This window comes from Pseudomonas zeae (assembly GCF_014268485.2).
Classification (GTDB): domain Bacteria; phylum Pseudomonadota; class Gammaproteobacteria; order Pseudomonadales; family Pseudomonadaceae; genus Aquipseudomonas; species Aquipseudomonas neuropathica.
This window is the reverse complement of sequence record NZ_CP077090.1, coordinates 3,265,453-3,288,222: the sequence shown is the minus strand read 5'-3', so window position 1 is coordinate 3,288,222 and position 22,770 is coordinate 3,265,453. Positions and strand designations below refer to the sequence as shown.

Annotated in this window: 24 protein-coding genes; 13 read left to right on the top strand and 11 right to left on the bottom strand. The window is 60.0% G+C overall.

The genetic code is table 11. From position 1 onward, the window contains the following. Window positions 1–28: 28 nt before the first annotated feature. From HU754_RS14320 to HU754_RS14300, 5 genes are all read left to right on the top strand, one after another. Window positions 29–931: a bestrophin family protein gene (locus tag HU754_RS14320; RefSeq protein WP_093431486.1), complete on the top strand. Its 903-nt coding sequence runs from the start codon at window positions 29–31 to the stop codon at window positions 929–931. A 316-nt stretch (window positions 932–1,247) separates the two neighbouring features. Beyond that, window positions 1,248–1,805: a GTP cyclohydrolase I FolE gene (folE, locus tag HU754_RS14315; RefSeq protein ID WP_034154114.1), complete on the top strand. Its 558-nt coding sequence runs from the start codon at window positions 1,248–1,250 to the stop codon at window positions 1,803–1,805. Between the two features lie 81 nt (window positions 1,806–1,886). Next, a complete protein-coding gene (locus HU754_RS14310) occupies window positions 1,887–2,429 on the top strand; it encodes a DUF3833 domain-containing protein (protein WP_034154115.1) in 543 nt (180 codons plus the stop codon). Next, window positions 2,426–3,136: an SDR family NAD(P)-dependent oxidoreductase gene (locus HU754_RS14305; RefSeq protein ID WP_186622216.1), complete on the top strand. Its 711-nt coding sequence runs from the start codon at window positions 2,426–2,428 to the stop codon at window positions 3,134–3,136. Before HU754_RS14310 ends, HU754_RS14305 begins: the two co-directional genes overlap by 4 nt. A 14-nt stretch (window positions 3,137–3,150) precedes the next feature. Further along, complete coding sequence (locus HU754_RS14300) at window positions 3,151–3,456, top strand: DUF6482 family protein (RefSeq protein ID WP_093431477.1); 306 nt, start codon at window positions 3,151–3,153, stop codon at window positions 3,454–3,456. A gap of 182 nt (window positions 3,457–3,638) precedes the next feature. Here the strand turns inward: HU754_RS14300 and HU754_RS14295 are convergent, their stop codons facing one another. After that, window positions 3,639–4,607 (bottom strand): NAD-dependent epimerase/dehydratase family protein, encoded by a 969-nt coding sequence (locus HU754_RS14295; RefSeq protein ID WP_186622209.1) that lies wholly within the window; start codon window positions 4,605–4,607, stop codon window positions 3,639–3,641. A 92-nt stretch (window positions 4,608–4,699) separates the two neighbouring features. Here HU754_RS14295 and HU754_RS14290 point away from each other — a divergent pair, with 92 nt between their 5' ends. From HU754_RS14290 to HU754_RS14280, 3 genes are all read left to right on the top strand, one after another. Then, window positions 4,700–5,587 (top strand): LysR family transcriptional regulator, encoded by an 888-nt coding sequence (locus HU754_RS14290; protein ID WP_186622207.1) that lies wholly within the window; start codon window positions 4,700–4,702, stop codon window positions 5,585–5,587. Between the two features lie 263 nt (window positions 5,588–5,850). Continuing rightward, window positions 5,851–8,256 (top strand): glucose/quinate/shikimate family membrane-bound PQQ-dependent dehydrogenase, encoded by a 2,406-nt coding sequence (locus HU754_RS14285; protein ID WP_186622205.1) that lies wholly within the window; start codon window positions 5,851–5,853, stop codon window positions 8,254–8,256. An 85-nt stretch (window positions 8,257–8,341) separates the two neighbouring features. After that, window positions 8,342–9,640, top strand: a complete 1,299-nt coding sequence (locus HU754_RS14280) for a carbohydrate porin (protein ID WP_186622203.1) — start codon at window positions 8,342–8,344, stop codon at window positions 9,638–9,640. 63 nt (window positions 9,641–9,703) lie between these two features. Here the strand turns inward: HU754_RS14280 and HU754_RS14275 are convergent, their stop codons facing one another. Then, on the bottom strand, window positions 9,704–9,958 hold the full coding sequence (locus HU754_RS14275) for a hypothetical protein (RefSeq protein WP_175559574.1): 255 nt from the start codon (window positions 9,956–9,958) through the stop codon (window positions 9,704–9,706). Window positions 9,959–10,124: 166 nt separating this feature from the next. Then, window positions 10,125–10,772, bottom strand: a complete 648-nt coding sequence (locus HU754_RS14270; protein WP_093431462.1) for a hydrolase — start codon at window positions 10,770–10,772, stop codon at window positions 10,125–10,127. A 178-nt stretch (window positions 10,773–10,950) separates the two neighbouring features. Here HU754_RS14270 and HU754_RS14265 point away from each other — a divergent pair, with 178 nt between their 5' ends. Both HU754_RS14265 and alaE read left to right on the top strand, forming a co-directional pair. Then, on the top strand, window positions 10,951–11,874 hold the full coding sequence (locus HU754_RS14265; RefSeq protein ID WP_186622201.1) for a LysR family transcriptional regulator: 924 nt from the start codon (window positions 10,951–10,953) through the stop codon (window positions 11,872–11,874). 38 nt (window positions 11,875–11,912) lie between these two features. Beyond that, window positions 11,913–12,374: an L-alanine exporter AlaE gene (gene alaE / locus HU754_RS14260; RefSeq protein ID WP_186622198.1), complete on the top strand. Its 462-nt coding sequence runs from the start codon at window positions 11,913–11,915 to the stop codon at window positions 12,372–12,374. A gap of 88 nt (window positions 12,375–12,462) precedes the next feature. Here the strand turns inward: alaE and HU754_RS14255 are convergent, their stop codons facing one another. The 7 genes from HU754_RS14255 to HU754_RS14225 form a co-directional block, all read right to left on the bottom strand. Continuing rightward, window positions 12,463–12,825, bottom strand: coding sequence for a metal-binding protein (locus HU754_RS14255; protein WP_186622196.1), 363 nt, complete (start codon window positions 12,823–12,825; stop codon window positions 12,463–12,465). Between the two features lie 91 nt (window positions 12,826–12,916). After that, complete coding sequence (locus tag HU754_RS14250) at window positions 12,917–13,405, bottom strand: DUF2867 domain-containing protein (protein ID WP_093431450.1); 489 nt, start codon at window positions 13,403–13,405, stop codon at window positions 12,917–12,919. Window positions 13,406–13,543: 138 nt separating this feature from the next. After that, window positions 13,544–14,890 (bottom strand): glutamine synthetase family protein, encoded by a 1,347-nt coding sequence (locus HU754_RS14245; protein WP_186622195.1) that lies wholly within the window; start codon window positions 14,888–14,890, stop codon window positions 13,544–13,546. 21 nt (window positions 14,891–14,911) lie between these two features. Beyond that, entirely contained in the window at window positions 14,912–15,469 is a 558-nt protein-coding gene (locus tag HU754_RS14240; protein WP_093431445.1) for a helix-turn-helix domain-containing protein, read from the bottom strand. A 25-nt stretch (window positions 15,470–15,494) separates the two neighbouring features. Continuing rightward, a complete protein-coding gene (locus HU754_RS14235; protein WP_186622194.1) occupies window positions 15,495–16,784 on the bottom strand; it encodes an NAD(P)/FAD-dependent oxidoreductase in 1,290 nt (429 codons plus the stop codon). Window positions 16,785–16,840: 56 nt separating this feature from the next. After that, the gene (locus tag HU754_RS14230) at window positions 16,841–18,169 is read right to left on the bottom strand and encodes an ATP-binding protein (protein WP_186622193.1); all 1,329 of its coding nucleotides are present in this window, start codon (window positions 18,167–18,169) and stop codon (window positions 16,841–16,843) included. Further along, window positions 18,166–18,873: a response regulator gene (locus HU754_RS14225; RefSeq protein WP_099759197.1), complete on the bottom strand. Its 708-nt coding sequence runs from the start codon at window positions 18,871–18,873 to the stop codon at window positions 18,166–18,168. Before HU754_RS14225 ends, HU754_RS14230 begins: the two co-directional genes overlap by 4 nt. Before the next feature lie 162 nt (window positions 18,874–19,035). Between HU754_RS14225 and HU754_RS14220 the strand changes: the two genes are divergently transcribed. The 3 genes from HU754_RS14220 to proP all read left to right on the top strand — a co-directional run bounded on the left by HU754_RS14220 (window position 19,036) and on the right by proP (window position 21,765). Beyond that, a complete protein-coding gene (locus HU754_RS14220; RefSeq protein ID WP_093431433.1) occupies window positions 19,036–19,353 on the top strand; it encodes a hypothetical protein in 318 nt (105 codons plus the stop codon). Beyond that, entirely contained in the window at window positions 19,353–20,012 is a 660-nt protein-coding gene (locus HU754_RS14215) for a DUF3313 domain-containing protein (RefSeq protein ID WP_186622192.1), read from the top strand. The genes HU754_RS14220 and HU754_RS14215 overlap by 1 nt, the downstream gene beginning before the upstream one ends. Window positions 20,013–20,262: 250 nt before the next feature. Next, a complete protein-coding gene (gene proP, locus HU754_RS14210; RefSeq protein WP_093431427.1) occupies window positions 20,263–21,765 on the top strand; it encodes a glycine betaine/L-proline transporter ProP in 1,503 nt (500 codons plus the stop codon). A 31-nt stretch (window positions 21,766–21,796) separates the two neighbouring features. On the opposite strand, the gene HU754_RS14205 is transcribed toward proP, so the two are convergent. After that, entirely contained in the window at window positions 21,797–22,684 is an 888-nt protein-coding gene (locus HU754_RS14205) for a LysR family transcriptional regulator (protein ID WP_186622186.1), read from the bottom strand. Between the last annotated feature and the right edge of the window lie 86 nt (window positions 22,685–22,770).

The window sequence follows — 22,770 nt, the reverse complement described above, 5'->3', positions numbered from 1 at the left end:
CGCTTACCGCTCGCCACGAGGTTTCCGTTTGAAAGCTGCCATCGTCAGAAAATACCGATTGATCATCAAAACGCTGGGCTACGTCGGCTGGGCCTTGTTCTGGCTTTTGCTCTGGGACATCGCTGTCACTGTCGACTTCATGTTGTTTCTCAACACCAAGCTGAATTTACCCCTCATGCCCCTGACTTTATTGGGTTCGGCGTTGATTGTGTTGATCAGTTTCCGCAACAGCAGCGCCTACAACCGCTGGTGGGAAGCAAGGACGCTGTGGGGGGCGATGATCAACAACTCGCGCAGTTTCGCCCGGCAGGTGCTGACGTTGCTGGATGACGCTGACAACGAGGTCAATCCGGTCAAGTCGACTCTATTACGCCGCCACGTCGCCTATGTGAATTGCCTCGCAGCGCATCTGCAAGGCCAGCCTTGCCCTGAGGAAGTCCGCGCGTTCATTCCCGCCGAGGAGTTCGCCCGCAGCGGCACCACCAATAACTTTGCCAACGATATCCTCACCGGCTCGGCGACTTTGCTCGCGCGGGAATACAAGGCCGGGCGCCTGGACAGCATTCGCCTGGCGCGGTTGGAATCGACGCTGGTGGACCTGTCCAACAGCCAGGGTGGCATGGAGCGAATTGCCAATACGCCGCTGCCCTACCCTTATGTGTATTTCCCACGGCTGTTTATCTCGCTGTTTTGCCTGATCGTCCCGGTCGGTCTGGTGGAATCGCTGGGCTGGTTCACGCCGCTGGCGTCGACCGTGGTGGGCTTTATGCTGCTGGCCATCGAGCGCATCGGCACCGACCTGCAAAGTCCGTTTCGCCACAGCGAGCATCAGATTCAGATGGAAGCGCTGTGCGAAACCATCGAGAAGAATCTGCAGTCGATGCAGCGTGACTCCCTGGGTGACGTGCGCAGGCTTGCAGAGAACGTTTGAGGTGCAGTAATCGGGAACCGTCAGGATGTCTGACGGTTCCCGAATCAATCAGAACGCCGCACAACATCGCTTGTTATCGCACCGCGCTCACACATTTCCCCGAGCGCTCACCGTCATTCCCCCTCTGCTTCCCGCTCCTCGCGGTCTCACATTTTCCGATGTGAGGTTTTCGCATCTGCATAAAAAAGATTGCCGATTCATTGTCAGGTGATTTTTTTCAGCCTATCTTCAATAAAACCTATACAAAGCACTTCATTGCGTACAACTCTTTCGCTATGGATTGGCCCCACGCACAGCACTGCCGCGAGCACCTTGAATGAACCCACTATTAGCCAGCCATTACCGTGAAATTCTCGTCGGCGTCGGTGAAAACCCCGAGCGCGAAGGACTGTTGGACACACCCCAACGCGCCGCCAAAGCGATGCAGTACCTGTGCAATGGCTACACGATGAGCCTGGAAGACGTCACCAACGGTGCCCTGTTCGAGTCGCAGAGCGATGAAATGGTGATCGTCAGCGACATCGAGCTGTATTCCTTGTGCGAGCACCACATGCTGCCCTTTATCGGCAAGGCACATGTCGCGTACATCCCCACCGGCCGGGTGCTGGGGCTGTCGAAGGTCGCGCGGGTGGTAGACATGTTCGCGCGGCGCCTGCAGATCCAGGAAAACCTCACGCGGCAGATTGCCGATGCCATTCAGCAAATCACCGATGCCGCCGGTGTCGCGGTGGTCATTGAAGCCCGGCACATGTGCATGATGATGCGCGGCGTTGAGAAGCAGAATTCGGTCATGACCTCCTCCGTGATGCTGGGTGCTTTTCGGGACAGTTCGACGACACGGCAGGAATTCCTGCAACTGATCGGGCGGCGATAAAGCTATACAGGAGACAGTCACTGTACAAGCCGCCAGTTCGAATCTCACCGTCTTCACTCGTGCGTTTCAGGGAGTTAGGCAATGACCCGATTTCTGCTGTTACTGACACTGGCACTCAGCATCGCAAGCTGCGGCAGCGTGGATGTTGCCCGTTATGCCGAGCAACAACCGGCCTTGGACCTGCAGCGATTTTTCAGCCAGCCCGTCAAAGCCTGGGGAATGTTTCAGAAGCGCAGCGGTGAAGTGGCCAAGCGTTTTGAGGTCAACATCGTCAGCCGGCGTGAGGGTAACAACCTGATTCTCGACGAGCGCTTCCTGTACAGCGACGGCACCCGCCAACGTCGCGTCTGGACTCTCACGCCCGAAGGCCAGGGGCGTTGGAGCGGTCGCGCGGCTGACGTAGTGGGTGTCGCCGAGGGCCAGGTCGCGGGCAATACGCTGCACTGGCGTTATCGCCTGAACCTGCCGGTCGACGACTCGACCTACGAAATGAGCATGGACGACTGGATGTACTTGATGGACGAGGACACGTTGATCAACCGCACCAGCATGTCCAAGTTCGGCGTAGAGGTCGGCCAAGTGACACTGTTCTTCCGTCGCCAAGGCGCGGGAGTCAGCGAGTGAACCGCGCATTGACCCTGGCCTCGTTTGGCGATGGTTACCGCGCGCTGGTGATCGGCGCCAGTGGCGCCCTCGGCACAGCCTTTTGCCAACTGCTGAAACAGGATCCGCGCTGTGCCGACGTTCGCGCGCTGGGGCGCCGTACCCTCCCCGCGCTCGACCTTGAACGACCTGAAACGATTGCCAGCGCCGCCGCCGAACTGGCAAGCGAAGCGCCGTATCAACTGATCATCCACGCGGCCGGTCTGCTCCATCGCGAAGGGATCAAGCCGGAAAAAAGCTTCAGCGCGATCGAGCCGGAGGCGCTGCAAACCGTGTTTCAAGTGAACACGCTGGGTCCGGCATTGGTGTTGCGTCATTTCCTGCCACTGCTCGATCCTCGGGGAGCGATGGCGATGCTTTCGGCCAAGGTCGGAAGCATTGGCGACAACCGATTGGGCGGCTGGTACGCCTACCGCGCCTCCAAGGCTGCGCTGAACATGCTGATCAAGACCGCCGCCATCGAACTGGCACGCACGCGCCCGCAGAGTCGCTTGCTCAGTCTGCACCCGGGCACGGTGGTGTCGGGGTTGTCGCAACCTTTTCGCGGCGCCTCCAGCGCCCGTCCGGCAGACGTTGCCGCTGAACAGTTACTGACCTTGATTGACCAGTTGACGCCGGCCGACAGCGGCCATTTCTTTGCCTACGATGGAGAACGCCTACCCTGGTAGGCAAGGAGTGAAGCATGAACCTGCAAGCCCTCACCGAACGTGCGGCCAACAGTGAAATACGCGAACTGGAGCTGCTGTCACTCGAAGGTGGTTTTTATCTGGCGCGGATCCGCCTGGATCACGGCCAGTTCACCTTGCTGGATGACGCGGCCAAGCCGATGCACCTGCGCTCGATCACCCACCTGCGGGACTTGCTACAGACCGTGCCGGCCTTTCCCTGCGTACTGGTGCAGCAATGCGTGCACGACGAAATGTGCGGGCGCGATTCAGGGCCTGTCGAAGAGCTGCGCATTCCGTTTTCGCTCACCACGCCGGCATGAGTCGGACACTGTCGTTCAACTCGCAATCAGCGCTGGCGGCCAGACGGATTCCCACGCTGGCCTGACGTGACCTGTCATCTGTGGATACGCCCCAATACCGTGAAGCCGTAGGTACGCCGGGCGTATGAGCTGATCTGGAGCCGTCAGGCGCGTGGCGCATTTCCCGCCAGGCGCGGCTTCATTCAATCCAGGCAACCCAGACCTGCCAGCGTTGCTTCGACAGCCTCATCCAGCGGCGTGTGCGGCTCACGACCCAATGTCGCCTGCAAGCGCGCGCCGCTCAAACGCACCGGCTCGTTCCACAGGTAGCGCATCTCCTGCATTTCGCGAAAGGTTTCGACAACGGGTGACAGCACGCTGATCAACCACCACGGGAAGGCTTTGATCTTCGGTGCCTTGCCGCTGCGTTTTGCGACAACGCGGCGGATGGCTTCGGCCATTTGCCGACCGTCCGCATCCCAATGACCCGCCATATGAAAGGTTGCAAAAGGATCAAGGGTCTGGCGACGCTCCAGCAGTTGCACCATGGTGTTGGCGACATCGGGCAAATAGGCCCACTGGTTGCCGATGCCCTTGGCACTCGGCAGGAGCACGCGGGCCACCGTCCTGCCCGGTTTGATCAAGCCTTGAGAAAACCAGTTATTGCCCGGTACCGGCCCGAAAAAATTGCCGGCGCGCACAATGATCACGCGGCAGCCTTGAGTGCTGGCGGCGCGCAGTCGTCGCTCAAGTTCCACTCGCAAGGCGCCTTTGCGGGTCAAAGGTTGTTGGGGCGAATCCTCGTGCAGCAGTGGAAAGGCATCCGGCCCGTAGTTGTAAACGGTGCCCGGCAGGACAATCGTCGCGCCTTGGGCAATGGCGGCGGCGATGGTGTTGTCGAGCATGGGCAACACCTGCTGGTCCCAGCCACGATACCCCGGCGGATTGACCGCATGGACGATGGCCGAGCAACCCTGCGCAGCGGCCATGACCTGCTGACGATTCATCGCGTCACCGTCGAACCAAGTAATGCCTTCCACCCCTTGGTTTCGCGGACGGCCACCGCGACGCAATGCACACACTTCCCAACCGGATTCGCGCAACTTGCGCGCCACCTCACCGCCAATGCCACCGGTTGCCCCCAAAACCAAAACGCGCCGACTCGTGATCATGTTACCGCCCTCTCGATGGAATGAGAGAATTCTGAAGGCGCTCATCGCTCTATGAAATTGCCTAATTTCGGCGACCCGCTATACATTTATGCATGGACAATAACATTAGCTGGGAACTGTACCGCTCCTACCTGAGCGTGTTGCAGGAAGGATCATTGTCGGCCGCCGCGCGGGCACTGGGTGTTGCCCAGCCCACGGTCGGGCGCCACATCGATACGCTCGAGCAGCAACTGGGCGTGAGCCTGTTTACTCGGTCACAACAAGGCCTGTTGGCGACAGAAGCTGCGCTGGCACTCAAGCCTTTCGCCGAAGCCATGCGCGCCAATGCCGCTGCACTGTTGCGCGCCGCCGAGGCACAAGGGAGCGCAGTCAGAGGAACGGTGCGCATCAGCACCAGCGAGGTGGTCGGCGCAGAAGTACTGCCCCCGGTGATTGCCGGACTGCAAAGCCGCTACCCGGAACTGAAGGTGGAGCTGGTGCTGACCAATCGCGTGCAAGACCTGTTGCATCGTGAGGCCGATATCGCCGTGCGCATGGTCGCCCCCGAACAGGGCTCGCTCATTGCCCGACGGATCGGCGACATCGAACTGGGCCTGCATGCCCACCGTCGCTACCTCGATGCGCGCGGCACTCCGCAGACACTGGAAGCACTCACCGATCACGCACTGATCGGGTTCGACCAGGAAACGCCCTTTCTGCGCAGCGCCAGACACTGGTTGCCACAATGGCGGCGCGAACACTTCACCTTGCGCACTGACAGTGATCTGGCCCAACTGGTGATGATCCGCGCTGGTGTGGGCATCGGCGTGTGCCAGGTGCGAGTGGCGCAACGTGACCCCGAACTGGTGCGCGTACTCGCCCAAGCCTTCAAACCCCGACTGACCACCTGGCTGACCATGCACGAAGATTTACGCAGCAGCCCGCGCTGCAGAGTGACCTTCGAAACCCTGCTCGCAGGACTTGAGCTATATGTGGGCTAAGCTGGTTTTAATGCCGTGGGTCGGCTGATCTTTAAGGCCAGGTTGAACACCGCACAACGAAAGAACTGTCATAACCGGCATTTTTTCTGACACAAATGCGTTTTTTGCAGACATTCAAAAGCTCAGCTGAACCCCATGAGACTGCCAGTTTCGGCTCAGGCGCGTTATCGAAGAACCAACAACGCTTTATTACTGAATTAGTGATTTAACTAGGTAGTTACCTAACTATATAATGCCCTCCTCATTTCAACGGGACATTCAACGTGAAGCAGAGTCAACGCCTCTCGGGCATATCAAAATTCATTCTGGTCGGGCTGGGCGTCGTCATCGCCCTGCTCGGCTTGGCGCTGGCTGCGGGCGGCGTGAAGTTGGTCAGCCTGGGAGGCTCGTGGTACTTCCTGGTGGGTGGCTTGGTCATGGCCGTTTCCGGTCTGCTGATCGCGCGCTACAAGCCAGCCGGTGCGTGGTTGTTTGCCGCGTTCCTGGTCGGAACAGCGATCTGGGCGGTGAGCGATGCCGGGCTGGTGTTCTGGCCGGTGTTCTCGCGACTGTTCATGTTCAGTGTGATCGGCCTGGTCGTGGCGCTGGTCTATCCGCTGCTCAAACGTGCCAACGGTGGCGTTGCGGGTCGCGGCGCTTACGCTGTGGCTGCGGTGCTGGCGGTCGGCGTGGTTGTGGCGGCTGGCAACATGTTCGTCGCGCACCCTACCGTTGCCGCCACCGGCACTGGCCCGGGCCTGACCCCGGTCGAGCCGGACAAGGCGCAAAAGGACTGGGCGCACTACGGTAATACCGAAGGTGGCAGCCGCTTCGCCGCGCTGGACCAGATCAACCGCAACAACGTCGACAAGCTGAAAGTCGCGTGGACCTACCACACCGGTGACGTCGCCGAGAGCGATGGCAATGGCGCTGAAGACCAGCTCACCCCGCTGCAGGTTGGCAACAAGGTGTTCATCTGCACCCCGCACAACAACCTGATCGCCCTTGATGCCGACACCGGTAAAGAGCTGTGGAAGAACGCGATCAACGCCCAGTCGAAAGTCTGGCAGCGTTGCCGTGGCATGGCCTATTTCGACGCCAGCGCTGCCATTGCTCAGCCGGCCAGTTCGAAAATCATCGAAGCCAAACCGGCGCCGGCCGCCAACTGCCAGCGCCGTCTGCTGACCAACACCATCGATGCCCGTTTGATCGCGGTTGATGCTGACACTGGCGAGTTCTGCCAGGGTTTCGGCAACAACGGCCAGGTCGATCTGAAGGCCGGTCTGGGTGATGTTCCGGACAGCTACTATCAGTTGTCGTCCGCTCCGCTGATGGCCGGCACCACCGTGGTGGTTGGCGGTCGCGTGGCTGACAACGTGCAGACCGACATGCCCGGCGGCGTGATCCGTGGTTTTGACGTGATGACTGGTGCCATGCGCTGGGCCTTCGACCCGGGCAACCCGCAGGATAAAAAAGCGCCGGCAGACGGCAGCACCTATGTGCGCAGCACGCCGAACAGCTGGGCACCGATGTCCTACGACCCGGCGACCAACACCGTGTTCCTGCCGATGGGCAGCTCGTCTACCGACATTTATGGTGTCGAGCGCAGCAAACTCGATCACACCTACGGCGCTTCGATCCTCGCGCTGGACGCCACCAGCGGTGAAGAGCGCTGGGTATTCCAGACCGTGCACAACGATCTGTGGGACTTCGACCTGCCGATGCAGCCGAGCCTGATCGACTTCACCAAGGACGGAAAAACCGTACCAGCCGTGGTCATCGGCACCAAGGCCGGGCAGATCTACGTGCTCGACCGCGCCACCGGCAAACCGCTGACCGACGTTAAAGAAGTCCCGGTGAAAGCGGCGAACATCCCGAACGAACCGTACTCGCCTACTCAGCCAAAATCGCTGGGCATGCCGCAGATCGGCGCACAGCACCTGACTGAATCGGACATGTGGGGCGCGACCCCTTACGATCAGTTGCTTTGCCGCATCGACTTCAAAGGCATGCGCTACGACGGGTTGTACACCGCGCCGGGCACCGATAAATCGCTGAGCTTCCCGGGCTCGCTGGGCGGCATGAACTGGGGCAGCCTCTCCACTGACCCGGTACACGGCTTTATCTTCGTCAACGACATGCGTCTGGGCCTGTGGATCCAGATGATCCCGTCGCAGAACAAAGGCCAGGCTGCTGGTGGCGGCGAAGCGCTGAACACCGGCATGGGCGCCGTGCCGTTGAAAGGTACGCCGTACGCCGTTAACAAAAACCGCTTCCTGTCGGTAGCCGGCATTCCGTGCCAGGCCCCACCGTTCGGCACGCTGACGGCGATCGACATGAAGACCCAGAAAATCGCCTGGCAGGTTCCGGTCGGTACCGTTGAAGACACCGGTCCACTGGGCATCCGCATGCACCTGCCGATCAAGATTGGTCTGCCAACCCTCGGCGGCACCCTGTCGACCCAAGGTGGTTTGATCTTCATCGCCGGCACCCAGGACTTCTACCTGCGCGCGTTCAACAGCGGCAACGGTGAAGAAGTCTGGAAAGCACGTCTGCCGGTCGGCAGCCAAGGTGGCCCGATGACCTATGTTTCGCCGAAAACCGGCAAGCAATACATCGTTATCACCGCCGGTGGTGCCCGCCAGTCGACCGATCGCGGCGACTACGTGATGGCTTACGCCCTGCCGTAAACCACGGTGTTCACGTAAAGCGCGGCACCTTCGGGTGCCGCGCTGCTTTCCCCCTATTGCTCATGTTTTTTGCAGGAAGATTTACATGCTATCGGCTGTTGGTTTTTCCCGTTCCGACCTGTTCAAAGGCCTGTTGCTGGGCCTGACGTGCACCACCGCTCTCCCCGCGCTGGCCGACATCGATTCCGATCTGTTGACCCGCAGCACCCTCACTGGTGACTGGGGTGGCTTGCGTCACCAGATGGATGAACAGGGCATCAAGTTCACTGGCGACTACAGCGGCGAAATGGCTTACAACGCCGACGGTGGCTTGCATCGCTCGGCGCGTTACTCGCAGAACATCAAGCTCGGCGTGCAGTTCGACCTGAGCAAACTGTACGGCGTAGACAACGCCGGCAAGGTCCAGTTGACCATCAACGATCGTCGCGGCAACAGCGCCTCGGAAGATCTGGTCGGCAACCGTCTGCCGATCCAGGAAAACTACGGTGGCCTGTACACGCGCCTGACCGAACTGAGTTACGAGCGCACGCTGTTCACTCCAGCGCTCAATGTGAAACTCGGCTACATGGCGATGGGCAACGACCTCGGCGGCCTCGACAGCGGCATTCTGTGCAACTTCATGAACGCCGGTTTCTGCGGCCATCCGCTGAACATGTCCGGCGGCAGCGGCTGGACCAACTACCCCAATGCGCGCCTCGGTGTGCGGGTGAAATACGACTTGTCGTCTTCCTGGCAACTGCGCGTGGCCGCGTTCAACGTCGACCCGGAAAGCAACGGCAATTCCAGCCGTGCCTGGCACCTTGATCCGAAACACACCACCGGCACCGTGGTGCCGATTGAGCTGGTTTACAAACACGCGGGCGCCCTGCCCGGCGAATACAAGCTCGGCTACTACTACGACAGCTCCGACGTAAAACGCATCGGCAGCGACAAAGAAGTGTCCGGTCGCGGCGGTCATTATCTGCTGATCGACCAGGCCGTCTGGAGTTCGTCGACGTCCGAAGGCCGCAGCTTGCACGCGTTCGGCCAATACTCGGCGGCCAGCGAAGCGGCGTCGCCGTTCAGCAAGTGGTACGGCACCGGCGTGGTCCTGTACAAACCGTTCGAAGGTCGCCCGCGTGACACCGTTGCTCTCGGTTACGGCCGCGCCGTGCCGAACCCGCGCAGCCGCGATGTGCAGCAGGACGCCGCATTGAACAACGGCACGGCGTTCCCGAACCTGGACAGCGCCGAGCAACTGATCGAACTCGGCTACGGCTATCAGGCCACGCCCTGGCTGACGCTGCGTCCAAATATGCAGTACATCATCGAGCCGGGCGCGTTTTCCGGGCAGGACATCGACAATGCGCTGGTGATTGGTTTGCAGGTCAAAGCGGCGCTCTGATCTCCAAATAGCAGACAATAAAAAACCCGGCTCGAATTGCCGGGTTTTTTCTTGCCTTCAAGATCACTTTTTCTTTTTGGCCGGCTTATCAGCCTTCTTCGAATCCTTGGCCTTCTCAGGCTTGCTGTCGGCTTTTTTCGCCGACTTCTTGGGCTCGGCGTCTTTCTTCTTGTCTTTCTTGTCGGAAGACTTTGAAAGCGTCGAAGCTGCCGCTGATTTCTTTTCTGGTGATGACTTTTTGTCTTTCAGATCCTTGCTGGCTTTCGAAGCGTCACCTTTGTCTTTGCTTTTCTTTTCGTCTTTAGCCACGTTGACCACCTCTCGGAGTGTGCCGTTATTGACACATCGCCTGTGCGATTGACCACAAGCTAATCATTAGGCGAGCGGCTCCGACAGCGGTTCAGATTATTTTCAAGCGTTGAAACAGGCCAAATGAAGGCAGCGCCGGCTATCGCCCACGCCACCTTCAGCAACACCTCGTGAATCAGGCCTTGTTGCCCGCTGCTTCCAGCGCCTTTTCAGCATTGAAACCGTCGAAGTTTTCAAACACGCCCATGAAGCCTGGCACGGTCACCTCGCGCGCCCAGTCGCGCTGCAGTTCGCAGTACATCTGTACCCGGCTGATGAGCTTCGCCCCCGCCTGCTCCATTCGGCGCAACGCTGCCTCGTGTGCGGCGAGCGACGTGCCGCCCACCGCATCGACCGGCACGTAAACTTCATAGCCTTCCTGAATGGCGTCGAGCACCGGGAAGGTCAGGCAGGCTTCGGTCCACAGTGCGGTCATGATCAGTTTCTTGCGCCCGAGCGCTTTGACTGCCTGCTTGAACCCGGTGTCCTCCCAACTGTTGATCGACGTGCGGTCATAGGTGGGCAGATGGCCGAGTACCGCTTGCAACTCTTGAATCGGCGGTTTGTTGCGACCGGTCGCGACATTGACGGTCGAGTGGATGATCGGCAGGTTGTAGTTGAGCGCCGCCTTCGCAACGCTGGTGATATTGAAGACCAGTTCATCCCGTGGCATCGAGCGGATCGAAGACACCTGAACCGGTTGATAGTCGATGATGATCAACGCTGAATTGTCGGGCGTCAGGAGTTGATCGGTGTGCGGGTTACGGATGGGTTCGCTTGCCATTTGCAGGTCCTTTTGTATGGGTAACGCACGTCGGTAAAACGGCCGGAGCCCGTGCGGCTAATGGTTCCAGAATGCACGCGAGTGACGCCGTGCCTGGAAAACCCATTGTGCTGTTCCCCTCTTCGCTGCAGTAGTAGCATCCCGAGGCGAACTGTGTCGCGCCAAGGGGAACGCGAGAATGGATATCGAAGAACTGCAAACCTTCGTCGAAGTGGCCGATGCCGGGGGCATTTCACAGGCAGCGCTGCGGCTCGGGGTTTCGAAGTCAATCGTCAGCCGCCGGCTGGCGCGGCTTGAAACGGAACTCGGCGTGCAATTGCTGGCACGCTCCACGCGTGGGGCTTCACTCACCGAAGCCGGCGCGACATTTCGCGATTACGCCGCCCGAGTGTGCAGCGAAATCGACATCGCCAAGGAAACCATCCTGCCCGCAGGCGCCCTGCGTGGCCGCCTGCGAGTAGCAGTGCCATTGTCGTTCGGGCCGACGCACTTTGCCCCGGTGCTGGCGGAAATGGCTCGCCGTCACCCTCAGTTGCACATGCAGACCTGCTACAGCGATCGCTTCGTTGACCTGATTACCGAGGGCTATGATTGCGCCATTCGCGTGGGTTACCTGCAGGACTCCAACTTGATCGCGAGGCGTATCGGCCCGGTCTACACCAAGCTCGTCGCAAGCCCCGACTACATCAAAGCGCACGGCGCCCCCGAAACCCCGGACGAACTGCACGCCCATCAGGCGCTCATGCAAGGCACCGAAGCCTGGCAATTCATGGCGGCTGACAAGATCATCACGGTTCGCCCGCAAGGACGCTTCAAGGCTGACAACGGCACGGCCCTCGCCGCAGCCGCGGCTGCCGGCCTCGGCGTCGCCTACTTGCCCGATTGCCTCACCCACGAACACATTGCCTCGGGTGCACTCGTGCCGATCATGACTAACCATCCCCCGCCCCCGGCCGGTGCCTACCTCCTCCGCGCGCCGGGCCCGCATCCCGCGCGCAAGATCCGCGTGCTCACGGATCTGCTGATCGAGTACTTCGGCGAATCTCCGCACCTCGCCGTGCAGCCGCTGTCACAGCACGATGAAATGTCGGCGTCCAGCTGAGGAAAGTTCGGTCCTGAAGCCATGAAAGGAGAAGTGTGGTGCCGCAACGCCTGCAACAGTCAACGCGTCGGACTGCATTTATCGCAGACACCACAGCGCTGATCCTGTTTTTCACCACCACCGGCATCCTCAATGAACGTTTCATTGCCGGCATGACGTGGGATCAGGTTCTGCACGCGCGCCTGCTGGGCGCGGCGCTGATGATTCCGGTCGCGCGACCTTACGGTATCTGGCGCGATTGGGTGATGACGCGCGCCGGTCAGGGTCGGGTGTCGAGGTTGCTCTGGGACAGCATCGCCCTGGTCAGTTTTCAGGTGCCGATCTATGCCGCGATCATTGGCTTCAGTGGTGCATCGGGCGAAGGTCTGGTGCGCGGCACACTGGGTGCGGCCGTGATGATGCTGGCTCTGGGGCGACCCTATGGGGCGTTTCTTAATCGGGTGCGGAAGCTGTTTGGTTTGCCGCCGGGTGGGGACAAGCCGATGTCTTTGAAGGGTTGAGGGGCTGGGGAAAATTTCAGAGACAGACCACATTCAGAAAAAACGTGATCAGTCCTTTAATCCCGCTCTACTGGCCAGTTTCAGCAGTTCATGCTCTTGCTCCGGTTTCATAAAAGTGGTCAACGCAATAGGCTCTTCCCTTGAGTACAGGTTGCTGGCAATCCTTCGCCAGACAAGCAGATGTATCCAGACCGCCATGATTCTCGACCATGCGCAGCTTTATCAAAGTTTCCATTTCAGCTGATTCCCAGCCCTCGGGCGAGTCCAGTTTGCGGGCGTACAGGGTTTGATATTTATCCCACTCATCCGCTCGCCAAAGCTGCCCGCACCCGGCACATTGCAATAGTTTGATCCAGTCCCCCGTCGCCAGGCAGCGCATTCCTGCGACAAACGCCGTGTAACGCTGACTGATATCTACCAGGTTGTCTTGACCGTTGCAGGTGCATTGCATGGTTCCACTCCAAATCTTCTTGCTGCTACTCGTTCCACAGTCAACGTCTGCCTCTGCCCCACCGCGGCTGTCCCGGCGCGGGCACCGTTAACTACACTTCGGCGGCGCCTGTATTCCGCTTGAGACGCTCGAGGTCCCTATTGACCAGCACCTTATGGACTACGCCCACCGGCAACATATAGACGCGCCCAAAGACGTTATGCGTTACGACAGACGATGTGATTGTGAACACATGATCTGTTATCGACAGGCAAATCATGACATCCAGATGTCGGTCTCTTACGCTCAGAACGAGCACGTCGGGGGCACTATGCTCCACCAGAAAAAAATCCAGCTTTTCGCCAGCCTGTATTGCCTCTCGACGGGCGCCAGAGAAACCGCCGATGCGCTTCACGCCAACTAACGAGCAAATCGCATCCCTCGTTCGAAACGCCAGTCGCATGACCAGTCCCGGCTTGGCCCGCATGCAGTTCCAGGCTTCAAGAGTGGTTATTTCAACAGGCAGCAGCACCGATCGGCTGTGATAGTAATCAAGATCAGGCAATGCCCTCAGGGTGTGAGCAGGTGAAGGGGTGGTCATACATGATTCCTTTCAATGGGCCGATTTGTTACTCGACATCACTTTCCTTGCGTCTCTGCGCAACGCGATTTCCACGCCAGCAGACGTGCAATGCGCGTAAAAGCGGCCATTCAAGGCGCGCTCTGGATAAGCACTGGGTCACAAATACCAGCGATACTCCCGCGCACTGATCTCCTGCATAAACGCCAAATGATCCTGGCGTTTATTCTCGCAATACACATCGACAAACTCCGCGCCCAACCCTTCCCGCAACTGCGGCTGATGTTGCATCGCACGCACTGCCTCGAACATCTCCTTGGGGAAATCAATCCCGCTGCTGCGGTCTTCATTCAGCGGTGCGATCGGTTCTTTAGCCGATTCCAGCCCGTGCTCCAGCCCCACCAGAATCGCCGCCAGCACCAGATACGGATTGGCATCCGCGCCCGCCAAGCGATATTCAACCCGCAGGTTCTTCACGTCCGACTCCGGAATCCGCAAGCACGCATCACGATCCTCAAAGCCCCAACTGGCTTTGGTCGCGGTGTTCACCGTGCCGCCCAATCGGCGCATTGAGTTCTGGTTCGGCGCGAAGATCGGCATGCTGTGCGGGAGCAATTCCAGGCACCCCGCGACTGCATGGCGTAGCGGCTGCTGCTCATTGGCCGCCAACAGATTATTGCCGGCTGCGTCGTACAAACTGACATGCACATGCATGCCGCTGCCCGGATGTTGCAAGTACGGCTTGGCCATGAAACTGGCGCGATAACCATGCTTGAGCGCCACACCGCGCGTGCTGCGGCAGAATAACGCCGCCCAATCCGCCGCACGCAAACCGTCGTCGAGATGGCCGAAGTTGATTTCAAACTGTCCGGGGCCGAGTTCAGCGGTAATCACCGTGGCGTCGATGCCCTGCGCCCGAGTGGCTTCGACCATGTCATCGAGCACCGGCGCGAAGCGTGAAAGACGTTCGATGTGCAGGTTCGGTTGATCATCGGCATCGTCGGTCAGGTCGTCGCGGGGGAATTGTGGCAGACCGTCGCGCAGCTTTTTATCGAACAGGTAGAACTCCAGCTCAAAGGCCACCACCGGGTGAATGCCTTTGCGCGCCAGGCGCTTTAGCACCTGCGCGAGCACTTCACGGGGTTCGAATTCGATCGGCTTTTCAGTGCCGTCGGAAGTGATCAGCATCTGCCCCAGCGGCTGCGCTTCCCAGGTCACCGGCTTCAAGGTGCCCGGCACCAAACGGCGCACGGCATCCGGGTCGCCGTCGTTGAAGCAGTAATCGCCGATCGGGAACAAGCCACCCTGCACGCCCAACAGTACGCAATTCTGCGGCAGCTTCAGTACGCTGCCGGCGGCGACTTTTTCGAGCATGTCGATTGGATAACGCTTGCCATAGAAGTGCCCGGGAATGTCCAGGCAAATCAGGTCGACATAACGCACCTCGGGGTAGCGTTGGCGAAACGCCCGTACTTCGGCGAGCAGGTCAGCGCAGACAGCGTCCATCGTGTTCATCCTTTATGGTTATCAGGTGTAGACCCAGAGCACGCGGGTCAGCTGCTCGGTGAGGTTGCCGTAGCGGCAGCGGGTATGGCTGTCGAACTGAAAGCTGTCGCCGGCCTTCAACGTAGCCGGCTCTTCATCGTCGCCCAGCCACAGCGTCAGCTCGCCTTCAAGGACGTAACCGCCCTGCTCCGAGCTGTCGGTCAAATGGCGATCACCGCTGCTCGCGCCGGCTTCGAGATGGCTTTCGAGCATGGAGAACGAGGCGCGCATCTGCGGCGACACCAGAATGTCGGTGATGCCATTGGCGTAATACAACGTGCGACGCTCGTCCGGGCGCGTCACCCACGGCAATTCCTTGGGCTTGGGCAGGCTGTAGAAATACGTGGTCGGCACGCCGAAGGTTTCGCTGATCGCAGTCAGGTCCGCCACGGTAGGCCGCGACAAACCGCGCTCGACCTGCGACAGGAAGCCGACCGAACGGCCGATCTTGTCGGCCAGTTCCTTGAGGGTCCATTTCTTGTGCTTGCGCAGGTCGTGGATGAGGATCGCCAGCGCGGCGATTTCTTCTTGCTTGTTCATGGCCGCGATTCCAAAAAAAGTCTCATCAAATGCTGTCGCGCAGTCGATACCAGGCCTTGCCGATGGCTTCCAGCGGTGCCGCGAAATGTTTGCCACCGGGAAAACGGCCATTGCTCAGGCCCTGGTACAACGCCAATTCATCGCTATCGCCGAGGATCGCATTGGACAACGCACGTGCGGCAGCCAATGTCGGCAGGACGCCGTGGCCCGAGTAACCTTGCAGCCAATAACGGTTACCCTCGCCGCCCACGTCCGGCGTGCGGTTGATCGTCAGGTCGATATGCCCGCCCCAGGCAAACTCGATGCCGACACCTTTGAGCTGCGGGAACACTCGTTCAAGAAACGGCCGCGTCGCCGCCGCGATGTCCTTGGGCATGCCGCCCAGGTAAGTGCAGCCGCCGCCGAACAACAAGCGGTTGTCCGGTGTGCGGCGGAAGTAATCGAGGACGAACTGGTTGTCGGTCACGCAAACGTTGCGCGGCAACAGCGCGCTGGCCTGCTCAGGGGTGAGCGGTGCAGTGGCGACCTGATAAGTGCCCACCGGCAGTATGCAACTGGACAGTTGCGGGTCGAGTTCATCGAGGTAGGCATTGCAGGCCAACACCAGCACATCGGCGCGCACCAAACCGCGCTCGGTGTTGACCCGAAAGCCGTCGCCCTGCTCCTGATAACTCAGCGCCTTGCTTTGTTCATGAATACGCCCGCCGGCCCGCTCGATGGCGGCCGCCAGGCCCAAGGCCAGTTTCAGAGGATTGAGGTGTGCGCCCTCAGGATCGTAAAGCCCGGCCTGATAGCGATCGGTGGCCACCCATTCCGGCAATTGTTCACGAGGAATGAACTGCAACCCATCATGGCCCCACTTATGGCTGGCCTCGTGTTGCCATTCGCTGAGCAAGCTGACCCGCCGTGGCATCACCGACGTCCACAAATGCCCGGGGCGATAGTCGCAATCGAAACCATGGCGGCCGGGCAATTCGCGCAGTTCGTCGGCAGCCCAGCGCATACCATCCCAAAGCCGTCTGGCCCGCTCATAACCGAGCGCGGCTTCCAGCGGCGGCATATCGCACGACCAACCGAGAATCGCCTGCCCGCCATTACGCCCCGAGGCCGCCCACGCCACGCGACTGGCCTCCAGCACGATCACGCGTTTACCCGCCAAGGCCAGACGCAACGCGGTGTGCAGGCCACTGAAACCGGCGCCGATGACCACCACGTCGGCGTCATGTTCGCCTTCCAGCACCACTCGATCACGCAGAATATCGGCGCAACTGTGGGCGTAATAGCTGTCGACGTGCTGGCTGGATTGCTGAAACATTCACGACCCCATGAAATTTGTTTCTTGTAATTTCATGAAAATCTACAGAAGAAATTTCACACAGGCAACTCGACCTTCGCGATCAACCCTCCGCTCTTGCGATTGCTCAGCGTCAATTCACCGCCCTGCTCACGGACGATGGCTCGCGCTGCGGAAAGACCCAGACCCACACCGCCGGTGTCACGATTGCGTGAAGTCTCCAGCCGAAAGAACGGATCGAAGACCTGCTCCAACGCCACCTCGGGAATGCCGGGGCCTTCGTCGCTGACCTCGATGCGAATCGAATACTCGTCACGCTTCAATGCAATGCCCGGGTGCTGCGCATACTTCAACGCATTCTCCAGCAGATTGACGATCACCCGCTTGATCCCCAGCGGGCGACCTTCGTACACCAGATGCGCCGGGCCGCCGAAGTCGACATTGATCTGCTGATCACGGTAATCGTCGACGATGGTTTGCAGCAGCTCCGACAGATCAAATGCTGTGGTCTGCTCGCGGTGGGTGTCTTCGCGGAAGAACGCCAGCGCGGCGTTGATCATCGACTGCATCTCTTCAACGTCGCGAATCAGTTTGCCCTGATGATCGAGGTCTTCCATGAACTCACTGCGCAAACGCATGCGTGTCAGCGGCGCACGTAAATCGTGGGAGATCGACGCCAGCATGTGCGTACGCTCGGCAATGAAATGCTGGATCTGCGCCTGCATGGTGTTGAAAGCGAGGATCGCTTGACGGATTTCGTCGGGGCCTTCGAGCTTGATCGGCGGTGCGCGCAGATCGGTGCCAAATCGTCTGGCGGCACGCGTGAAGCGCTGCAACGGATTGGCCAGTTGCCGGGTGGCGACCCAGGCGACGAGCAATGTGGCAATCAGTCCCAACGCGATGACGATCACGATACGCACGCCAAATTCCAGACCCCAACTGCGCTCCGGCGGGATAAATGACAACCAACTGCCATCGACCAATTGCACGACGGCGGCGTAATGCGCCTGGGCACTGCCTTTCGGCCAGTCGCCCGGGCTGAACACCTCGATTTTTCGATCATTGCCCAGCAGTTGCTGCAGCACCGGCACCCGGCTCGCTGGCAGGCGAAGGCCGTCATTGGGCAGATCGAAGTCGGCGCGCTGTGCTTTCCACGACACTTGCAGCATGGCGCTGCTCGCCGCTGCGGCCAGTTGCGGGCGCAGGTTGGCCGGGGCTGCCTCGATCACCCGGGATGTCGCGGCAATTTGCTCGAGCAGGCCGGTGCGCTCAATCGGTGGCCGCGCCCAGATCCCGGCGACTTGCACGAACAGTGCATTCAACGCCAGCGACGCGACCATCGCCGCAATGATCGTCAGGGCGATGCGCCGGCGCAGGGTGTCGCTACGCCACAGTCGGCGAATCACGAGCGGCTGACCTTGGCGGTGAACAGATAACCGCCGTTGCGCACAGTACGGATCAGGTCCGGGCGCTTGCTGTCCGGCTCGATCTTGCGCCGCAGGCGGCTGACTTGCACATCGATACTGCGATCAAAAGCGTCGTGACCATGGCCGTGGGTCAGGTCGATCAACTGCTCGCGGGTGAGTATGCGCTGTGGATGATCGAGGAACACCACCAGCAAATCGAACTCGCCGCCGGACAGTGGAATCATCACGTTTTCCGGCGAGCGCAGTTCGCGACAGGTGATGTCCAGATGCCAACCGGCGAAGCCGATCACCGGGCGCGAAGGCTCGACCGGGTTGCGCTGTTCAGCGGCGCGACGCTGCAAGGCACGTACGCGAGCGAGCAGTTCTTGTGGGGCGAACGGTTTGGTCAGGTAGTCGTCCGCGCCCAGTTCCAGCCCGACAATGCGATCACTCAGTTCAGCCATGGCAGTGAGCATGATGATCGGTATGCCCAGTTGCGTATGCACCTTCTGGCACAGGCTCAAACCGCTTTCGCCGGGCATCATCAGATCAAGAATGATCGTGTCCGGACGGTTCTGCGCGATCGCCGCCCACATGGCCTCGCCATGCGGCGCAACGTCGACTTCATAGGCGTGCTGCACGAAGAATTTCTTCAGCAGCGCGAGAATTTCCACGTCGTCGTCGACGAACAGCAGTCTGCTCACAGTTACAGATCCATGCGGCGAAAAAACGCCAATCTAAAGCCATTTCGCGGCCCGGGTCATTTATTTCAATCGAGCAACATTTCTACGCGCCAGACATCAAGCGGACATTCTCTGGCAAAACCGCGCGGGCATTCTGCGGCCATTCCAATCCAGGGGGTTCGCATGAAGCTATTGAACGACAACCATTGCGCCGAGGGGCACAACAGCAATCGTCCCTTGATCCTCAGCCAGCGCACCGCCGCGCTCGGCCCCGACACGCCGATTGTGTTTCAGGAGTCGTGCCTGAGCGTTTCCAGCGATCAGAGCCGCATCGTCCTGCGCCGCTACTTCGAGCAGTTCAGCCCGACCAATGCGCACTGGGTCGAATACGTCCACAGCATCGCTGCCGCCGACCTGATCCAATGGATCATGAGCCACGGCCAGTTGCACATCGAATGCTCGGACAGCATCGCCACGCAACCTCACAAGGAAACCCGTTAATGACCCGCATTCGTTCGCTGTCGCTGGCCCTCGCCACCACCCTGAGCCTGTCCGCCTGCAGCAGTAACAAGGTCGAACACAGCGGCTTTCTGCATGACTACAGCGTCTTGACCGAGCGCCAGTCGCCGTCCGGCCAGCCTGTCCTGGCGTGGGTCAGCCCGGCACTCGCTCGGGGTCGATATACCCAGGTTTACCTGGCGCCAAGCCAGTTTTACCCGAGTGCCGAGCCGACTTCGCGGATTCCGCTGAGCACGCTGTCCGGGGTTACTGACTACTACGATGCGGCGCTGCGACTGGAATTGGGCAAGGTGATGCATCTGGTCAACCAACCGGGGCCGAACACGTTGGTGGTGCGCCCCGCCATCACCCAAGTGGCGACCAGCACTCAGGGTTTGCGCTTTTATGAGTGGCTGCCCGTCACCCTCGTCGCTGCCGGTGTGAGCACGGCGACCGGCATCCGCGATCAGGACAGTCAGGTCGCCACCGAGGTTTCGTTCGAGGACGGTTCGACCGGCGAAGTGATTGCTGAAGTGGTGCGCAAAGGCACCGGCGTGCCCTTGGAGAACGACAAGCAGGTGTTAACCGCCGACGACATCAAAGTGGTGCTGGACGGCTGGGCCAGCGACCTGCGGCAATCGTATACGGCCATCCGCCGGTAAACACATATCCCCTGTAGGAGCTGCCGAAGGCTGCGATCTTATTGGGACGCGGAGCGTCCCCGGCTGCATTCCCACGCAGAGCGTGGGAACGATCAATCGCAGCCTTCGGCAACTCCTACACAGGTGTGCCAGGAAAAAAAGCGCCGGGCAGTGAATTATTTCGTGTCCTCATGTATCTGAGCCAAAGAGTACGCGCCATCAAAAAGATGGCATCTACGCGGCACGATGGATCAGCAAAGAGAAGACCCGGATGAAATCACGCAAGAAAACCGTCAAGCCGATCGGCCTGAACGACATCACCATTGTCGACGACGCCAAGATGCGCAAAGCGATTACCGCTGCCGCCCTGGGCAATGCCATGGAATGGTTCGACTTTGGTGTTTACGGCTTCGTCGCCTATGTGCTCGGCAAAGTGTTCTTCCCCGGCGCCGACCCCGGCACCCAGATGATCGCCGCGCTGGCGACGTTCTCGGTGCCCTTCCTGATCCGGCCGCTGGGCGGCTTGTTCTTCGGCGCCTTGGGCGACAAGTACGGGCGACAGAAAGTCCTCGCCGCGACCATCGTGATCATGTCTCTGAGCACCTTCGCCATTGGCCTCATTCCGTCCTATGCCTCGATTGGCATCTGGGCGCCGATCCTGCTGTTGCTGGCGAAAATGGCCCAAGGCTTCTCGGTGGGCGGTGAATACACCGGTGCGTCGATCTTCGTCGCCGAATACGCACCGGACCGCAAGCGTGGCTTCCTCGGCAGTTGGCTGGATTTCGGTTCGATTGCCGGTTTTGTCCTGGGTGCTGGTGTGGTGGTGTTGATCTCGACGACGCTGGGCGAAGCCAAGTTCGAAGAATGGGGCTGGCGTCTGCCGTTCTTCCTCGCCTTGCCGCTGGGCATGATCGGCCTCTATTTGCGTCACGCCCTGGAAGAAACCCCGGCGTTCCAGCAGCACGTCGAAAAGCTTGAGCAAGGCGATCGCGAAGGCCTCGCCGGTGGCCCGAAAGTCTCGTTCAAGGAGGTCGCGACCAAACACTGGCGCAGCCTGATGACCTGCATTGGCGTGGTGGCGGTGACCAACGTCACCTACTACATGCTGCTCACCTATATGCCGAGTTACCTCTCGCACAATCTGCACTACAGCGAAAACCGTGGCGTGCTGATCATCATTGCGATCATGGTCGGCATGCTCTTCGTACAACCGGCGATTGGCTTCATCAGCGACAAGATCGGCCGCAAGCCTTTCATCGTCGTCGGCAGCATCGGCTTGTTCATTCTGGCAATCCCGGCGTTCATGCTGATCAACAGCGGCAAGATCGGTTTGATCTTCGCCGGTCTGCTGATGCTGGCCGTGCTGCTGAACTTCTTTATCGGCGTGATGGCCTCGACCCTGCCGGCGATGTTTCCCACGCACATTCGCTACAGCGCGCTGGCGGCTGCTTTCAACGTCTCGGTATTGATTGCCGGCCTGACTCCGACCGTGGTCGCCTGGCTGGTTGAGAGCACCAATAATCTGTACATGCCGGCGTATTACCTGATGGTCATCGCCGTGATCGGTCTGGCCACCGGGGTGACCATGAAGGAAACCGCGAACAAGCCGTTGCGCGGTGCCGCGCCGGCAGCCTCGGACCTCGAGGAAGCCAAGGAACTGCTGCAAGAGCACCACGACAACATCGAGCAGAAGATCGAAGACATCGACGCCGAAATCGCCGCGCTGGAAGCCAAGCGCAAGGAACTGGTGCAGCAGCATCCGCGAATTAACTGAGTCGCTTTATTCACTCATCCAAATCGCCCGGTCAGCCAAATCGGCTGACCGCGGCATCGATGAACTGGCGCACTTTCGCGGTCTTCTGCCGATGCGCCGTGTACAGCAGATGCATCGCTCTGCTCGGCGCCTCAAACCCCTCCAACAACCTCACCAACTCGCCTCTGCGCAATGCCGGTTCAAGAAAGTCGGCAGGCCCCAGCACAATCCCGAAACCATCCACCGCCGCTGACAACAACGCCTTGCTCTCGTTGACGTGCAAGCGACTGCTCACCGGCACGCGCTCGACCTGCGCACCGTTGAAAAACGACCACTCGTGATCGGCAGGCCGTGACCAATAGGCATAACCCAGGCACTCATGTTGTTGCAGATCGGCGGGCACTTGCGGTGTGCCGTGTTCCGCCAGATAGCGTGGCGCCGCGCAGACGATCAGTCGATACGGAGCCAATGGCCTCGCGGTCAGACTGGCCGTGGCCAACGGGCCGATCCGGAAAGCCACCTCAAACCCCTCCTCCACCAGATCCACGGCGCGGTCGGTCAGGTGCAAGTCGATTTCCACCTCAGGGAATTCGCGCAAGAACGCGGTCATGAACGGCATCAGACTGTAAGAGCCAAAGCTCACCGGCGCGCTGACCCTGAGCTTGCCGCGCGGCGTGTCATTCATGATCTGCGCCAGCGAATCAGCGGCCTCTGCCTCAGTGACGATGTGCTTGCAGCGCTCGTAGTAGGCCTGGCCCAGTTCGGTCAGGCTCTGCCGGCGCGTGGTGCGATTGAGCAACCGCGCACCCAGCCGCTGTTCAAGGGCGGCCACGTGTTTGGCGACCATTTGCGCCGACATGTCGAGGCGTTGCGCAGCGCTGGCGTACGAGCCCGCTTCAGCCGCCATCACGAAAGCCGCCATGCTGGTCAGCCGATCCATTCGAAACTCCTGTTAGCGAAAGTAAGTAACAGAGTGCAATTTATCTGCATCTGGGCAGGAATCATCATAGTGGCTCCCCACCTGAC

Coding starts and splice junctions, on each gene's coding strand:
- HU754_RS14270 (WP_093431462.1), bottom strand. CDS start 10,772: ATGGCAAGCGAACCCATCCGTAACCCGCACACCGATCAACTCCTGACG.
- proP (WP_093431427.1), top strand. CDS start 20,263: ATGAAATCACGCAAGAAAACCGTCAAGCCGATCGGCCTGAACGACATC.
- HU754_RS14205 (WP_186622186.1), bottom strand. CDS start 22,684: ATGGATCGGCTGACCAGCATGGCGGCTTTCGTGATGGCGGCTGAAGCG.
- HU754_RS14245 (WP_186622195.1), bottom strand. CDS start 14,890: ATGGACGCTGTCTGCGCTGACCTGCTCGCCGAAGTACGGGCGTTTCGC.
- HU754_RS14295 (WP_186622209.1), bottom strand. CDS start 4,607: ATGATCACGAGTCGGCGCGTTTTGGTTTTGGGGGCAACCGGTGGCATT.
- HU754_RS14240 (WP_093431445.1), bottom strand. CDS start 15,469: ATGAACAAGCAAGAAGAAATCGCCGCGCTGGCGATCCTCATCCACGAC.
- HU754_RS14235 (WP_186622194.1), bottom strand. CDS start 16,784: ATGTTTCAGCAATCCAGCCAGCACGTCGACAGCTATTACGCCCACAGT.
- HU754_RS14255 (WP_186622196.1), bottom strand. CDS start 12,825: ATGCAATGCACCTGCAACGGTCAAGACAACCTGGTAGATATCAGTCAG.
- HU754_RS14250 (WP_093431450.1), bottom strand. CDS start 13,405: ATGACCACCCCTTCACCTGCTCACACCCTGAGGGCATTGCCTGATCTT.
- HU754_RS14310 (WP_034154115.1), top strand. CDS start 1,887: ATGACCCGATTTCTGCTGTTACTGACACTGGCACTCAGCATCGCAAGC.
- HU754_RS14290 (WP_186622207.1), top strand. CDS start 4,700: ATGGACAATAACATTAGCTGGGAACTGTACCGCTCCTACCTGAGCGTG.
- HU754_RS14300 (WP_093431477.1), top strand. CDS start 3,151: ATGAACCTGCAAGCCCTCACCGAACGTGCGGCCAACAGTGAAATACGC.
- HU754_RS14280 (WP_186622203.1), top strand. CDS start 8,342: ATGCTATCGGCTGTTGGTTTTTCCCGTTCCGACCTGTTCAAAGGCCTG.
- HU754_RS14215 (WP_186622192.1), top strand. CDS start 19,353: ATGACCCGCATTCGTTCGCTGTCGCTGGCCCTCGCCACCACCCTGAGC.
- folE (WP_034154114.1), top strand. CDS start 1,248: ATGAACCCACTATTAGCCAGCCATTACCGTGAAATTCTCGTCGGCGTC.
- HU754_RS14265 (WP_186622201.1), top strand. CDS start 10,951: ATGGATATCGAAGAACTGCAAACCTTCGTCGAAGTGGCCGATGCCGGG.
- HU754_RS14220 (WP_093431433.1), top strand. CDS start 19,036: ATGAAGCTATTGAACGACAACCATTGCGCCGAGGGGCACAACAGCAAT.